This is a genomic window from Rhizobium sp. Leaf371 (genome assembly GCF_001424045.1).
Classification (GTDB): Bacteria; Pseudomonadota; Alphaproteobacteria; order Rhizobiales; family Rhizobiaceae; genus Ferranicluibacter.
Window position 1 is genome coordinate 226458 of the sequence record NZ_LMQB01000003.1, and the last position, 15435, is coordinate 241892.

A 15435-nucleotide genomic window follows, 5' to 3' on the forward strand; every position below is an offset into this window, starting at 1 on the left:
AGGCAGGCGATGAACGGCGCCTATCCGACCTATGCCGCCAAGCGGCTGGCGCAGGCGGCCGTCGTCATCCTGCTGGCCTATGTCTTCACCTTCGTGGTCGTCAGCATCCTGCCCGGCGACCCGATCACCAGCGTGCTGCGCAATCCCCAGAACGGCTTCACCGAGGAGGAGATCGCGCAGATCGTTGCGGCGCAGGGCCTCGACAGGCCGGTGCTGGTGCAGCTCTGGTCGTCGCTCTCGGGCTTTCTCACCGGCGATCTCGGCCTCTCCATGCGCTCCAGCCGGCCGGTGACCACGATGATCGCCGAGGTGCTGCCCTCGACCCTCATCCTCGCCACTTCTGCGCTCTTTCTGGCGGTGGTGCTGGCGGTGGTCATCGCCTATGGCACGCAGGTCGTGCCCAAGCGCTACGGCCAGGGCCTGCTGCGCGCCTTCCCGTCCTTGTTCCTGTCGGTGCCCAATTTCGTCATCGGGCTCGTGCTGATCCATCTCTTCGGGTTTCAGCTCGGCCTCTTCCGGGTCATCAATCCGGACAGCGCCTGGGCGACCTTCTTTGCGGCGATCACGCTCGCCATTCCCATCTCGGCCCAGATCGCCGAGGTGCTGATCGCAAGCCTCGATCATGAAGCGGGGCAGGATTACATCGCGGTCGCGCGCGGACGCGGGCTGCCGCCTTTCCGCCTGTTCACCCGCCATCTCCTGAAGCCCTCTTCGCTGCCCGTCGTCACCGTCATCGCGCTCACCATCGGCGAGCTGCTCGGCGGATCGCTGATCACCGAAACGGTCTTCGGCCGCACCGGCATCGGCAGCCTCGTGCAGCGCTCGGTCAGCACGCAGGACCTGCCCGTGCTCCAGGCCGTGGTGTCGCTGGCAGCCGTCGTCTTCGTGCTGTCCAACCTGATCGCCGATCTCGTCTATCCCCTGCTCGATCCGCGCGTGAAGCTGCTGGGGGCGAGAACCCCGCGCACATCCGCCCCCAAGCCTGCGGGAGCAACAGCCCCATGACGCTTCTCTCCACCGCCGCGGCCGCCCGTCTGGCGCCGCCACGCCGCCGGCCGGCGCTGCCGCCGCTTCCCGTCGCGGCGGCGCTCGTCTTCGTCGCGCTGGTCATTGCCTGGTCGCTCGCGCCCGGCCTCTTCACCGGTCACGATCCGGTCGCTGGCGTGCCGGCCGACAAGCTGCTGGGCCCGAGCCTTGCCCACTGGTTCGGGACCGATCATCTCGGCCGCGACGTCTTTGCCCGCGTCGTCTTCGGCAGTGCCTCCTCCGTCACCAGCGCGCTCATCGCCGTCGTCATCGGCGTGCTCGCCGGCGGGCTCATCGGGCTGGTCGCGGGCTTTCTCGGTGGCTGGGTCGATACGGTGCTCGCCCGATTCGTGGATGTGCTGCTGGCGATCCCGAAATTCCTGCTCGCGGTCATCGTCGTCACCGCCATCGGCTTCGACACGATCAATGCGGCGATCGCCACCGGCGTCTCCGCCGTCGCGGTCTTTGCCCGCGTCATGCGCTCGGAGGTGATCAAGACGCGGGAGGCGACCTTCGTGGAGGCCTCGTTCCTCTCGGGCGGCTCGCGCTGGCATATCCTGGCACGCCATGTTCTGCCCAACGCCTCGCGCTCGGTCCTGCCGCTCGCCGTGCTGCATTTCGGGGACTCGATCCTCGTCATCGCCAGCCTTGCCTTTCTCGGCTACGGCGACCCGCCGCCCGCCTCCGACTGGGGCCTGCTGATCTCGATCGGCAAGGATTATCCCAAATGGCCCTGGCTGGTTTACGCCCCCGCGCTCGTCACGATCGCCACAGTCCTCTCCGTTAACAGGATCAGCCGATGGCTCCGCACGACAGACTGACCGCCGCCTTTCCGCACAGCCTTGCCGGCGAACATCCGGCGCCGCTCTTGCAGGTCGAGGCCCTCGACGTCTCCTACGGCGCAACCCGCGTCGTCACCGATGTCGGCTTTTCGCTCGGTCGCGGCCGGAGCCTCGCGCTCATCGGCGAATCCGGCTCCGGCAAGTCCACCATCGCCCGCACCGTCCTGCGCCTCCTGCCCGGTTCGGCCCATGTCCAAGGCCGCGTCTCCTTCGACGGCGAGGACATTCTGGGGCTCTCCGAGCGTCGCTTCCGGCCGTTGCGCGGGCGGGCCATCGGCTTCGTGCCGCAGGACCCGGGAAACGCGCTCAACCCCGTGCGCACCATCGGTTCGCAGGCGATGGAGGCCGCTGCGCTGACCGACGCGCGCGATCCGCGCATCGCCCGGGAGCGGATCCTCGAAACCTTCGCGGAGGTCGGGCTCGACAATCCCAGGCGCGTCTTCGACAGCTATCCGCACCAGCTTTCGGGCGGCATGCTCCAGCGCGTGCTGATCGGCCTTGCCGTCCTGCCCCGACCGCTGCTGCTGGTTGCGGACGAGCCGACCTCGGCCCTCGACGTCACGATCCAGAAGCACATTCTCGACCTCCTCTCCCGCCTCCGGGAGGACCTCGACATCAGCCTGCTGCTGATCACCCATGATCTGGCCATCGCGGCCGAACGGGCCGACAGCATCGTCGTGCTGAAGGACGGCAGCGTGCAGGAGGCAGGCCCCACGGCCACGGTCTTCGCAGCGCCGTCCTCCCCTTATGCCCGCAAGCTGCATGCCGACGTGCCGGCGCTGAACCCGGACCGCTATGCGGCGCTGCGCGATCTCGGTTTGCGTCGCCTTGCCGATCCGGGCCAGACCCCGAAGATCTCAGTCCGTAAGCTTACCAAGACATTCGAGGTGGACGGCAAGGTGTTGACAGCTGTCAACAATGTCTCCTTCTCGGTGTCCCCGGGCACGACTCATGCGCTGGTCGGCGAGTCCGGGTCCGGCAAGACGACAACCATCCGGCTGCTGCTGGGGCTTGAGCAGCCCGATAGCGGCGAGATCAGCGTCGCGGGCGAGACGCTCACCGGGCGCACGCGCCGCTCGATGCAGGCGGCCTGGCGGCATCTGCAGCTCGTCTACCAGAACCCGTTCACCTCGCTCGACCCGACCTGGACGGTCGAGCGTCTGGTGCGCGAACCGCTCGACCGGTTCCGGATCGGAACGCCGAAAGAGCGGGCCGAATGGGTGCGCGCGGCGCTCGTCGATGTCGGGCTCGGCGCGCATCTGGTCACCCGCAAGCCGCAGGCGCTTTCCGGCGGGCAGCGCCAGCGGGTGGCGATTGCCCGGTCGCTGGTGCTGCGGCCCGACGTGATCGTGCTGGACGAGCCGACCTCCGCGCTCGATGTCAGCGTGCAGGCCGATATCGTCGCGGTGCTGCTCGAGCTTCAGGCAAAGCTCGGGCTGACCTATGTGTTCGTCTCCCATGATCTCGCGCTGGTGCGCCAGCTCGCCCACACCGTCTCCGTCATGCGCCACGGCCGCATCGTCGAGCATGGCACGGTCTGCGACATCTTCGAGACCCCGCGGGACCCTTATACGGCGGCCCTGCTGCACTCGATCCCGTCGAGCACGGTCGCTCCGGCTCGCACGCGCAGCCCGCGGCCGGCGCCGCAAGCCGTTGTCGGGACAGCGGTCATCGGGCAAGAGCAGATCGCATGACCGCCGCCCCTGCGCCGACCCTTGCCGGGGATCCGGCACCTGTTTCAAAGGGGACGTTCCGGCCGAAAACGCGCATCGGCTTCAACACCCGCGTCGCCTTCAACGACGAGGCGGGCCCGGCGCAGGGCCTGCGCGACGGCATCGCGCTCTACATGGCGGCGGAGCGGCTGGGCTATCAGTCCGGATGGGCCTATCAGCGGCATTTCGACCATTATCTGTCGTCGCCGCTGCCCTTCTTTGCCGCCGCCGGACAGCATGCGCGGCGCATCACCTTCGGCTCCGCCGTCATCCCCATGCGCTATCAGGACCCGATCCTTCTGGCGGAGGCCGCCGGCACCACCGATCTCCTGCTCGACGGCCGGCTGGAACTGGCGATCGCGACCGGCGCCAACGCCGCGTTCGATGCGCTCTTCGGAACGGTCGGATCGGATGCGCGAACGGAGGCAAAGCGCCGACAGGCGCGTTTCCTGGCCGCCGTTCGGGGCGAGGTATTGCACACGGTGGCCGGCCCCGGCGAAGGCGCTCCGGAGGGGACGGCGCTGCGGGTGACGCCGCACAGCCCGACGCTCGCCGCGCGGATCCGACAGTGTTCGGCAAGCCTTGCCTCGGCCGTGCAGGCGGCAGACCTCGGCATCGGGCTCGTCTGCGGCACTGTCCAGCACGATCATAAGGCGGGCGAAACCTTCGGCGCCTATCAGGCGCGGGGCATCGCCGCGTTCCGCGCCCGCTGGCGCGCGCTCTGGGGCACGGAGCCGCCGCCGGTCACGGTCGCCGCCTCCGTGCTGGCGTCAACCGCGCCGGACCGCCTCGAAACCTACGCCACCTACGATGCCGAGCGGCGCACCCTCGGCATTGCCGCCTCGCGGCCGAAAGGGGCGCTGACGCCGGTTGCCGCCCAGCCGCCGGGAACGCAGATTTCGCCCGTCTTCCATGGCACGCCGGACCGGGTGATCGCAGCGATCCTCGCCGATCCCGGCCTCAGCGCCGCCGACGAGATCATCCTCTTCCTGCCGCCCGGCTTCGGCCTTGCCGAGAACACGCGTGTGCTGACCGACTTCGCCGCGACGGTCGCCCCGAGCCTCGGCTGGTCGCCGTCCTGGTGAAACCGGCAATCCTGAGGAATATTTTCTATAGAATAAGTAGATATAGAACGACCTGTCTTCCTTGGCATCATCCCGGACCCTAGGCTGACATCATCATCGGCCTCCGGTGGGCGCCGATATCCGATAGGAGACAGCCTCATGCCTGCAGAGTTCATCAGCGTTACCTTTCCGAACGAAAGCAACGACCTCCACCCCCAGCCGGAGCTGCCGATCGATCCCGCCTATCTGCAGCGCTATGCGCGCACGCTCGATGATTACGGCTTCAACTACACGCTGGTCCCCTACGCATCGTCGTCCTTTGACCCCTTCACCATCGGCGCGACGATCCTTGCGCACACGAAGAACATCAACATCATCGTCGCGCTCAGGCCGAACACCGTCTATCCCACGGTCGCGGCGAAAGCGCTCGCCACGCTCGACCAGCTGAGCGGCGGCCGTGTCGTCGTCCACTTCATTGCCGGCGGCAGCGACGAGGAGCAGGCCCGCGAGGGCGATTTCCTCAACAAGGAAGAGCGCTATGCGCGGCAGGAGGAGTATATCCGCATTCTCCGCCTCGCCTGGAGCGCCACCGAGCCCTTCGACTTCGACGGGACATACTACCAGTTCAAGCAGTTCCGCAGCGCCGTCCGCCCGACCAAGGGGCATATTCCCATCTCGCTCGGCGGCTCGTCGGATGCCGCCTACCGCATCGGCGGGTCGCTCTGCGACATCTTCGGCCTCTGGGGCGAGCCGCTGGCCGAGACCAAGCAACAGATCGACCGGGTCTACGAGGAGGCCGCCAAGGCCGGCCGGACGGACCGGCCGCGCATCTGGGTCACCTTCCGCCCGATCATCGCCGAAACCGACGAACTGGCCTGGGTGAAGGCCCATGCGGTGCTCGACCAGCTCAATGCCAACCGTGAAAAGGGGCTGTCCCGCAAGCCCGTCTCGGCTGCGCCGCCGGCCAATGTCGGCTCGCAGCGGCTCCTCGATATCGCCGCGCGCGGCCATGTCCACGACCGGGCGCTCTGGTACCCCACCGTCACCGCCACCAATGCAAGCGGTGCGACCACGGCTCTCGTCGGCTCCCCGCAGACCATTGCGGACTCCATTCTCGACTACATCGATCTCGGCGCCGATCTAATCTCGATCCGCGGCTATGACAATTACAACGACGCGGTGGACTATGGCCGCTACGTCCTGCCGCTCGTGCGGGAAGGTCTCCGCGCCCGGGAAGAGGCTGGCAGCGCCGCGGACAAGAAGGCTGCAGCTTGACCCGCGCTGCGGCAACCGGACGCCTTCCCGCGCCCGATCTGCCGACGCCGCAGGTGCATCTTTCTCCTTCCGATCCCGATGCGCCTGCCGGATGTTTTCCTGAAAGCCAGAAGGCCCGCCCCATGTCCCGTCCGCTTCCCCTTGCCAAAGCCTTCGTTTCCGAAGCGTCCTCTCCGGATGCGCCGGTTTCCGGTGCGCCCGCCTCGAATACGCCTGCCTCCCATACGCTTGCCTCCCCCAAGCTTGTCGCCGAGGCCACCGTCCGGGCTGTCGCGGACGCCGCACCGGAGGCGGACGGTTCCGGTCGGTTTCCCTGGGCGGGGATCAACGCCGTCCACCGCAGCGGCCTGCTGGATCACACCGTCGCCACCCGCTATGGCGGGCGCGGCGGTACGCTGCTTGATGCCGCCACCATTCTTGCGGCGCTCGGACGCGGCGATCCCTCCGTTGCCCTGATCAGCGCCATGACGCTCTTCACCCATCTCGGTCAGGCGGCCAAAAGCAACTGGCCGGACGATCTCTACCGGCGGCTGCTTGCCGAGGCCAAGGCGCGGCCGCTGCTCCTCAATGCCGCCCGCGTCGAGCCGGACCTCGGCTCGCCCGCGCGCGGCGGTCTGCCGGCGACGATCGCCCGCCGCACGGCGAGGGGCTGGTCGATCTCCGGTCGCAAGCGCTTCGTCACCGGCGCCCACGGCCTCACGCATTTCCTCGTCTGGGCACACACCGACGAGACGCCCGCGCGCGTCGGCACCTTCGTCGTGCCCAACGGACTGCCCGGGATCGAGGTGATCGAGAACTGGAGCAGCCTCGGCATGCGCGCCAGCGGCTCGCACGACGTCGCCTACACCGATGTCGAGATCCCCGCCGAAAACGGGCTCGATCTGGTCGATCCCGCGATCGCCCAGCAGGACAACCGCGCCCATGCCGGCATGACGCTCGCGCTCACGGCGCTCTATCTCGGCGTCGCCGAAGCCGCGCAGGACGCCTTCATCCGCTTTGCGCAGACGCGCGTTCCCACCAATCTCGGCCATCCCATCGCCCGCACGGAGCGCTTCGTGACGCTTTCGGGCGAGATCGACCTGCTGGTGTCGGGTGCGCGACAGCTGATCTTCGACGCGCTCGCCCACCGCGCCGACGACACCGAGGCGCTGATCCGTGCGCGCCTGCTGGCCGGCCGGCAATTGCGCGATGCGGTGCAGATCGCCGTGCGCGGCATCGGCAATCCGGGCCTCGGCGCCGATCTCGGCCTGGAGCGTCATTTCCGCGACATCCAGTTCGTGCTCGTCCACGCCCCGCAGGAGGATACCTCCCTCGCCCTCCTCGGCCGCAGCGCCTATGACCGCGCAGCAAAACTGCGCGACGATGCATCTGCCGCAGCGCCCCTTCCCGCCCGGAAAACCGCATGAGGCGGCTCGGCTTGCAGCTCGGCTTCCCTTGCTCCCGGAGACCCCCTCAGACAGCGACGGGTTACAATCGAGCGACCCGCCCCGACGCCATCGGATGTCCATGACCCGCTACATCATCATCGGCGCCGGCGCCGTCGGCGCAAGCCTTGCCGCCGAATTCGAGACGCATGGCATCGCCTATGTCCTTGTCGGGCGCGGTGCGCAGATCGCGCATATCGTCCGCCACGGCCTGACCTATCGCCGCCCGCAGGCCACGCGCCAGATCCGGCTTCAGGCCGTCGACAGCGCGACGCCACCGGCACTGAGGCCGGACGATCGCCTCGTCCTGACCGTCAAGACGCAGGACGTGGAGGCGGCGACCGAATTCTGGGCGTGGCAGCCGGTGGACGGCGGCGGACTGGCATCCGACCTGCCGCTGGTGACGGTGCAGAACGGGCTGGCGGCCGAGGACATCGCGCTACGGCGTTTCTCCCGTCTCTATGCCGCCAGCATCAAGATCCCGGCCCGCTACACGGTGACCGGCGAAGTCGTGGTCGGCGGCATGCCGAACCTCGGCGTCGTGACGCTCGGCCGCTATCCCCACGGCCTCGACGACACCGCCCGTGCCATCGCCGCCGATCTCGCGACAGCGGGCTATCTGACGGAAGCGCGCGCCGACATCGTCCGGTGGAAAGCGGAGAAGCTGATCCACAACGTGACCAACGCCACGGAACTCTTCGACGCGACGCCGGAGGCCCGCGCTGCCTTTGCCGGCGGCGTCGCCGACGAGGCGCGCACGGTGCTTGCGGCTGCCGGCCTCGACCCGGCGCACCCTTCCGAACGGACGGTCGATATCTCCGGCTGGCATGTCGCAGAGGACAGCGGCATCGAGCGGGGGCAGCAATCGACATGGCAGAGCTTTACGCGCGGCACCTCGAGCGAGGTCGATTATCTCAACGGCGAAATCGTCCGCCTCGCCCGCCTCAACGGCATCCCCGCGCCGCACAATGCGGCGCTGCAACAGGCCGTCGCCCGGCTGGCGCGGAATGGTGGGCAGCCGGGATCGGTGGCGCTCGAGGCGGTCAATGGCGGGGCGTGAGCCGGATGTCCCGGACATCGCGGTCGCCGCATGCGGGCGTGCCCGGTCTAACGGAAGAGGTTGAGGATGGCGGGCGGGTCCGAGTTTCTCTGGTACATCCCGAACGATATCAAGGCGGGTCATCGCGGCGATGTGGCCGTCGAGGGGCATGACAGCCTGGAGAGCCTGACCGCGCAGGCGACCGCGCTCGAGGAAAACGGCTGGACCGGCGCGCTGATCGGCACCGGCTGGGGCCGGCCGGATACGTTCACGGTCGCAACCGCGCTCGTCGCGCGGACGACGACCTTCGAGCCGTTGATCGCCGTGCGCCCCGGCTATTGGTCGCCCGCGCATTTCGCGGCGTCCGCCGCAACGCTCGACCGGCTGAGCGGCGGCCGCGTCCGCATCAACATCGTCTCCGGCAAGGACGATCCTGCCGCCTATGGCGACAGCGAGGGCGACCAGCAGGCGCGCTACGACCGGACGAAAGAATTCATGCGGCTCGTGCGCCGGCTCTGGACCGAGGAAGACGTGACCCATGCCGGCCGCTCTTTCCAGGTGTCCGGCTCCACCGTGCAGCCGCGGATCGCGGCACGGGGCGACCGCCTGCATCCAAGGCTGTATTTCGGCGGCGCGTCGCAAGCAGCCGAATATGTGGCGGCGACGGAGGCCGACGTCCAGCTGTTCTGGGGGGAGCCGCTCGCCGATATCGCCGAGCGCATCGCACGCCTGAAGGCGCTCGGCGCCCTGCTCGACCGCGATCTCCCGCCGCTCGCCTTCGGCCTGCGCATCACCACCGTCGTCCGCGAGACGCGGGAGGCGGCCTGGGCGGATGCCGAGGCCAGGGTCGATCGCATGGCCGCGGGCCAGGCCGGCAGCTGGCAGGACCATCGCACCGTCGCCTATGGCCAGCAGCGCCTGAACGACCTTGCCGCCCGCGGTGACGTGCTGGACGACATCCTCTACACGCGGCCCGGCCGTCACGGCGGCGGCGGTGCCGGCACGACTTGGCTCGTGGGCACGGCGCAGGACGTCGCCAGCGCGCTTCGAAAATACCGGGATCTCGGCATCTCCCAGTTCATCCTCTCCGACACGCCCTACCGCAGCGAAAGCGAGCGACAGGGCAGGACGCTCCTTCCCCTTCTCGCGGACGGCTGATCCCGGCGCTCCCGATCGAGCCCCAGCATCGCCTTTTCCGTCACGCCCCCTTCATCGATCGCAGGCATTGATCGCAGGCACAGTGTCACATCGTCAACGGCGATCACCGAGGTTACGGTGTCATGCATTGCCGGGAGACGGGCTGGCACTGTATAGCTGGGGCTGTCGACGTTCCTCGCGCGATCTGTTTTCGGTTCGATGCGAGGTCGGAGGGAGTGGCCGGCTCATCGGCGACCCGGACAGTGAGGTCAGCAAGCTTCATGTCGTCCCGACGCATTCAAAGGACCTGTTTTGTTAACCGAAATATCGATCGTCGTGCTTCTGACGCTGCTCAATGGCGTGCTCGCGATGTCTGAACTCGCCGTCGTCTCCTCCCGCCCCGTCAGGCTGAAACTGCTGGCCGAGCAAGGCAACAAGGGTGCGGCCATGGCCATCCGCCTTGCAGAGGACCCCGGCCGCTTTCTGTCCACGGTCCAGATCGGCATCACCCTCGTCGGCGTGCTCTCGGGCGCCTTTTCCGGCGCGACGCTCGGTGCGCGGCTGGCGGGCTGGCTCGAACTCCAGGGCCTGTCGAAGGGCATGGCCGATGGCTTCGGCGTCGGCTCCGTGGTCGTCGCCATCACCTATCTCTCCCTGATCATCGGCGAACTGGTGCCCAAGCAGATCGCGCTCCGGGCTCCCGAAGCGGTCGCATCCAAGGTTGCGCCGGCGATGGTGGTGCTGTCAAAGGTCGCCCTGCCGCTCGTCTGGCTCCTCAACGCCTCCGGCAAGGCGGTCCTCGCGCTTCTCGGCCAGAAAGGCGAAACGGACGAGAGGATGTCGGACGAAGAGATCCGCACGGTTCTCGCCGAGGCCCATACGGCCGGCGTGATCGAGGCCGAGGAATCCGAGATGATCTCGGGCGTCATGCGGCTTGCCGACCGGACGGCGCGCGGACTGATGACGCCGCGCCGGGAGGTCGAGGTGGTCGATATCGAAGACGATCTGCTCGAGATCCGGGAGCAGCTCCGCAGCTCGAACCGGTCGCGCCTTCCCGTCCGCAACGGCTCCTCGGACGAGATCGTCGGCGTTCTCTTCGTCAAGGACGCGCTCGATGCCTTCCTCCAGGGGACCGATCTCGACGTCCGCACCATCATGCGCGACGCACCCGTCGTTTCCGACCGGGCTGGCGCGATCGACGTCGTCCAGGCGCTGCGCAAGTCCTCGGCGCACATGGTTCTGGTCTATGACGAATATGGACATTTCGAGGGTATCGTCACCTCCGGCGACGTGCTGGAAGCCATCACGGGCGCATTTCAGGTCGATGAGGGCGACGAACCGGCCGTCGTCGAGCGCGAAGACGGATCCTTTCTCGTCGCCGGCTGGATGCCGATCGACGAGTTCGCCGACGAGATGGGGTTCCAGTTCGAGAGCGAGCCCGGATACGAGACCGTGGCGGGCTTCGTCATCGATGAACTCGGCCGCCTTCCCTCGCTCGGCGAGCACCTGACGACGCGGGACTGGTATTTCGAAGTCATCGATCTCGACGGTCGTCGCATCGACAAGCTGCTGGTCCGCAAGCCATCGGGCAGCGGCGGCTGACGAGACACGAGGGGGCGCGAGCCCCCTCCCGATACGGGCCCCCTCTCCTGAAGAGCATGACGGTCTCCTAAGGTCCCCGGCCAGCGTTCCAGGCGGGTAAGGCCCTCTGTCGGTCGTTTCTCGGAAGGGTCAGGCGCCGGACGCGTTCGTGGGGAAGCGGTATCCCGCAGCGACGTGCCGTGGGCCGAGGCGGTCGCCTTCGCCGAACAGTTTCTGCCGGAACGCGCCCTCCGCATAGGATGTCTTGTACAGCCCGCGCTCCTGCAGAACCGGCACGACGAAGGCGATGAAGTCCTCGTAGCTTTCCGGGACGACCGTCCGCGTCAGGTTGAAACCGTCGATCTCGCCGTCCTCGATCCAGCTCTGAAGCTCGTCGGCAACCGCGGCTCCATCGCCGACGATGATCGGATAGCGGCCGCCGATCTTCAGTTCGTTCATCAGGTCTCGCTTGGTCAACCGGCGCTCCTGCGCCAGCTGGGTTGCCGACTGCATGGCGTTCGATCGGCCGTAGACGATCGGGTCGTCGAGATCGTAAGCGGAGAAATCGATGCCGGTGCTGGCCGAGAAGTGCGCGACGCCCGCTTCCGGGTTGGCATGCGCGATATAGTCGGCGAGTTTGGCCTCGGCCGCCTTGCCGGTCGCATCCGTCACGACGGTGATGCCGACGAACAGTTTCACGTCCTCTGCCCGGCGGCCGGCCGCAACGAACGCCTCTCTCAGCGCACGGGATGCGGTGCGCGCCGCCGTCTTGTCCGCTGCCGTGACGAAAACGCATTCCGCGTGGCGGGCGGCAAAGCGCCGGCCGCGCCCGGAGGTGCCGGCCTGATAGAGGACCGGCGTCCGCTGTCGGGACGGCTCCGAGAGATGGGTGCCATGCGACCGGTAGAACGGGCCGTCATGCGCGATCCTGCGGACCTTGGACGGGTCGGCAAAGATGCGGGCGGCCCGGTCGAGCCGCACCGCATCGTCATCCCAGCTTCCCTCCCACAATTTGTAGAGAACCTCGAGATAGTCGTCCGCCTGATCGTAGCGCAGATCGTGCTCCGCCAGCGCATCCTGCCCGAGCGCCCGGGCGGCGCTGTCGAGGTAGCCTGTCACGACGTTCCAGCCGATGCGGCCATCGGTCAGATGATCCAGCGTCGACATGCGACGGGCGAACAGATAGGGCGGCTCCGCATTCAGATTGGCCGTGATGCCGAAGCCGAGATGTTTCGTGACGGCCGCCATGCCCGAGACGAGCAGCATGGGATCGTTGACCGGAAGCTGGATCGATTCCCGCACGGTCAGGTCGCTGGAGCCCTGATAGACATCGTAGACCCCGATGATGTCGGCCAGAAACAGCCCGTCGAACAGCCCCCGTTCCAGGGTTGCCGCCAGCGATGTCCAGTAGTCGAGCGTCTTGTAGCGATGCGACTGGTCCCGCGGATGCGTCCAGAGACCGTGATTGATATGGCCGACCGCGTTCATGTTGAACGCATTGAGAAGAATGTGCTTTTTGCCAGATGTCATGGTCCTGCCTCGATCGCTCCGTGCCGGGGCGGTCGCTTGCCGTTGAGATGATATCTGCCGACCGCCTGGTCTCTCCAGCGTACCGGATCGTGCAGCCTGTGGGTACGGACATTGTGCCAGTCTCGGCCGAGATTGTCCTCGCCGAGCGTCGAGCCGGTCCCGGACAGAGAAACGCGGCTATGTCAGCCGACCGTGATGCCGCAGGACGAGGCCGACGGCCCCCATGCAGTTGTCGTTGTCGAGAAAGCGGCCCGTCACGAAGGCAGGATCGGCGCCTTCGCCGTCGCCCGGCTTGACCAGCGTGTGCCGGGCATAGGCCGAGCGGATCGGAGCGAGCAGCATTTCGCCCGCCGTCGCCATTCTGCCGCTGATGACGAAAAGGCCGGGATTGAGAATGGTTCCGACCGCTGCCAGTCCGCGTCCGGCGGCCTCGCCCGCGTCGTCCAGGAGCCGCTGGAACCCGACGTCGCCCGCCTGCGCCGTCTTCACGAATTCCGCCATGCCGATGCTGCGCGCGAGCCGTCGCTCCGCGATGCCGAGAACCGCCGCGCCGCTGCAGGAAAGCTCCATGCAGCCGCGATTGCCGCAGGTGCAGAGATCGCCACGGGGGTCGAGGACCATGTGGCCGAATTCGCCTGCCGTGCCCGCTGCACCCGTCAACACCTTGCCATTGGCGACGATCGCACCGCCGATGCCGAGGTCCAGCTTGAACAGCACGAAATTGTCGAAGCCCGCCGCGGCGCCCCACATCATCTCGGCCAAGGCCGCGCAATTGCTCTCATTGTCGGCAAAGATCGGCTTCTGCAGCACGGGCTCGAAGGTCGCACGCAGATCGACACCCTGCCAGCCCGGAAGCTGCGAGCCCCGCATGACGCGCCCACTGGCGGCAATCGGCGCGGAAACGGCAAAACCGACGCCAAGAAGCCCCGAATACGGGAGACTGTGCTCCTTGTAGATGTTGTCGATCGCCTGCTTGGCCGTGCGTGTCGCCCGTTCCGGCTTGTAATCCTGCTCCAGCGGAATGGCGACGTCCGCGACGATATTATGGGCGACGTCGGCCAGCACCACCCGCAATTCGTTGCGCCCGAGGAGGACGCCGAGACAGGTTCCGGCTTCCGGATTGAGCGAATGGGCAAGCGCCGGCCGCCCGATGCCGGGGCTGCGCGTTTCCACCTCGACAACCAGGCTCGATCGCCGGAGGTCAGCCAGAATCGTGGAAACGGTCGAACGCGCAAGTCCGGTCGTGCGGGCGATCTGCGCGGTACTGACCGCGCCGTGTCCGCTCAGCGCGCGAACGACGCGTGCCACCGGCGTGTCGACCTGGCGCTCGTCGAGAAGGCCCCGCAAGCCGCCGCTGATCATATTGGCCATGTCGCCTCCCCTGCCCGCGCCCCACGTCCGCCCGAACCCGTTACAGCTATCTTCTATGACATATGTCGACCGATCACAATTCCGTTTTCGCCCGACTTTTGTCATGGCTGACATAAATCATATTGACAATCGATCGCGCTGACAGTCTAAACGATGTCGAGGATGAGGAAACACCAAGGGAGGACACCATGAGCATGATCAACAATGCGTTGCGGACCGGCACGATTCTGGCGACGCTGGCGCTATCGGGCGGCGCGGCTTCCGCCGAGGACATCACGCTCTGGACGCTGAATTTCAGCTCGGAAGCGTCGAATGCCGCGATGCAGAAGATCGCCTCCGATTTCGAGGCTGCCAATCCCGGCGTCAATGTCGAGATCGTCACCCGCGGCGTCGACGATCACAAGACGGCCCTTCGCGTCGCTGCCGGGTCGGATCGGGGCCCCGATATCTTCTTCAGCTGGGCGGGCCTCGGTCTCGGCGGCGAATACATCAAGGCGGGCCTCAGCCTGCCGCTCGACAAATATTACGCACAATACAAGTGGGACGACGAACTCGTTCCGGCGGCGGCGTCGTTCTCCAAGATCTACGAGGGCGGTCGCCAGGGCGTGCCCTTCACCTTCAAGGGCGAGGCGCTCTACTACAACAAGGCGCTGTTTCAGCAGGCCGGCATCACCGAAGCCCCGAAGGACTACGACGCGCTGGTTGCGGACGCCGAAAAGCTGAAAGCCGCCGGCATCCCGGCCATCACCTTCGGCGGCACCGTCAACTGGCATCTGATGCGCCTGATGGACGTGATCCTCGAGTCCAAATGCGGCATCGAGAAGCATGACGCGCTGATGAACATGAAAACCAGCTGGAAGACCGAGCCCTGTGCGGCGGCCTCCTTTGCCGAACTCGACACGTGGAGCAAGAACTACATTCTCAGCCCCTTCATGGGCATCGACAATGCGCAGTCGTTCAACCTCTTCGTCGGCGGCCGTGCGGCCATGATGCTCGAAGGCGACTGGCTTGTGCAGCAGCTGGCGGAAGCCGGGAACCTCGACGACTACGACGTCTTCCCCTTCCCCACGGGAACCAACCGGCTTTACGGATTTGCCGAATACCACTACATCAGCAGCAAGAGCAAAAATCCGGACATGGCCGCCAAGTTCCTCGACTACTTCATGTCGACGCCGGTTCAGCAGGCCAGCCTCGGCCAGTTCAGCACCACGTCCATCAACAAGAACGTCGCCTACAAGGATCTGCGTCCCCTCGACCAGAAATGGGTCGATATCTTCAACACCTATACGCAGGTCTACATGAACGGCGACCAGGCGTTCCCGCTCGACGTGACGACGGAGTATTTTCGGGTCATCAATGAAGTGGCGAGCGGCAACATGGCAGCGGCAGATGCCGGCGGCCAGCTCCAGGCCTTCATCGACAACAGGCGCTAGG

12 protein-coding genes are annotated in these 15435 nt (G+C 66.9%); 10 read left to right on the plus strand and 2 right to left on the minus strand.

Features of this window, described 5'->3' with window-relative positions:
- Nucleotides 1-9: 9 nt before the first annotated feature.
- The 9 genes from ASG39_RS06435 to ASG39_RS06475 all read left to right on the plus strand — a co-directional run bounded on the left by ASG39_RS06435 (nt 10) and on the right by ASG39_RS06475 (nt 11121).
- Nucleotides 10-1005: an ABC transporter permease gene (locus ASG39_RS06435; RefSeq protein WP_062594065.1), complete on the plus strand. Its 996-nt coding sequence runs from the start codon at nt 10-12 to the stop codon at nt 1003-1005.
- Nucleotides 1002-1847 (plus strand): ABC transporter permease, encoded by an 846-nt coding sequence (locus ASG39_RS06440; RefSeq protein WP_062594067.1) that lies wholly within the window; start codon nt 1002-1004, stop codon nt 1845-1847. Before ASG39_RS06435 ends, ASG39_RS06440 begins: the two co-directional genes overlap by 4 nt.
- On the plus strand, nt 1826-3562 hold the full coding sequence (locus tag ASG39_RS06445; protein ID WP_062594069.1) for an ABC transporter ATP-binding protein: 1737 nt from the start codon (nt 1826-1828) through the stop codon (nt 3560-3562). Before ASG39_RS06440 ends, ASG39_RS06445 begins: the two co-directional genes overlap by 22 nt.
- Nucleotides 3559-4665, plus strand: coding sequence for an LLM class flavin-dependent oxidoreductase (locus ASG39_RS06450; protein ID WP_062594071.1), 1107 nt, complete (start codon nt 3559-3561; stop codon nt 4663-4665). The genes ASG39_RS06445 and ASG39_RS06450 overlap by 4 nt, the downstream gene beginning before the upstream one ends.
- A gap of 138 nt (nt 4666-4803) precedes the next feature.
- Nucleotides 4804-5919, plus strand: coding sequence for an LLM class flavin-dependent oxidoreductase (locus tag ASG39_RS06455; RefSeq protein WP_062594073.1), 1116 nt, complete (start codon nt 4804-4806; stop codon nt 5917-5919).
- 122 nt (nt 5920-6041) lie between these two features.
- Nucleotides 6042-7325, plus strand: coding sequence for an acyl-CoA dehydrogenase family protein (locus ASG39_RS06460; protein ID WP_082477003.1), 1284 nt, complete (start codon nt 6042-6044; stop codon nt 7323-7325).
- 100 nt (nt 7326-7425) lie between these two features.
- On the plus strand, nt 7426-8403 hold the full coding sequence (locus ASG39_RS06465; protein WP_062594185.1) for a 2-dehydropantoate 2-reductase N-terminal domain-containing protein: 978 nt from the start codon (nt 7426-7428) through the stop codon (nt 8401-8403).
- A gap of 66 nt (nt 8404-8469) precedes the next feature.
- Nucleotides 8470-9540 (plus strand): LLM class flavin-dependent oxidoreductase, encoded by a 1071-nt coding sequence (locus ASG39_RS06470; protein WP_062594076.1) that lies wholly within the window; start codon nt 8470-8472, stop codon nt 9538-9540.
- A 291-nt stretch (nt 9541-9831) separates the two neighbouring features.
- Nucleotides 9832-11121 (plus strand): hemolysin family protein, encoded by a 1290-nt coding sequence (locus ASG39_RS06475; RefSeq protein WP_082476991.1) that lies wholly within the window; start codon nt 9832-9834, stop codon nt 11119-11121.
- 129 nt (nt 11122-11250) lie between these two features.
- Here ASG39_RS06475 and ASG39_RS06480 read toward each other — a convergent pair whose 3' ends face one another.
- Together ASG39_RS06480 and ASG39_RS06485 are read right to left on the minus strand one after the other, a co-directional pair.
- Nucleotides 11251-12630 (minus strand): LLM class flavin-dependent oxidoreductase, encoded by a 1380-nt coding sequence (locus tag ASG39_RS06480; protein WP_062594078.1) that lies wholly within the window; start codon nt 12628-12630, stop codon nt 11251-11253.
- A 177-nt stretch (nt 12631-12807) separates the two neighbouring features.
- Nucleotides 12808-14001, minus strand: a complete 1194-nt coding sequence (locus ASG39_RS06485) for an ROK family transcriptional regulator (RefSeq protein ID WP_062594080.1) — start codon at nt 13999-14001, stop codon at nt 12808-12810.
- A 188-nt stretch (nt 14002-14189) separates the two neighbouring features.
- Here ASG39_RS06485 and ASG39_RS06490 point away from each other — a divergent pair, with 188 nt between their 5' ends.
- Nucleotides 14190-15434 (plus strand): ABC transporter substrate-binding protein, encoded by a 1245-nt coding sequence (locus ASG39_RS06490; protein WP_062594082.1) that lies wholly within the window; start codon nt 14190-14192, stop codon nt 15432-15434.
- The last annotated feature ends 1 nt before the right edge of the window (nt 15435 follow it).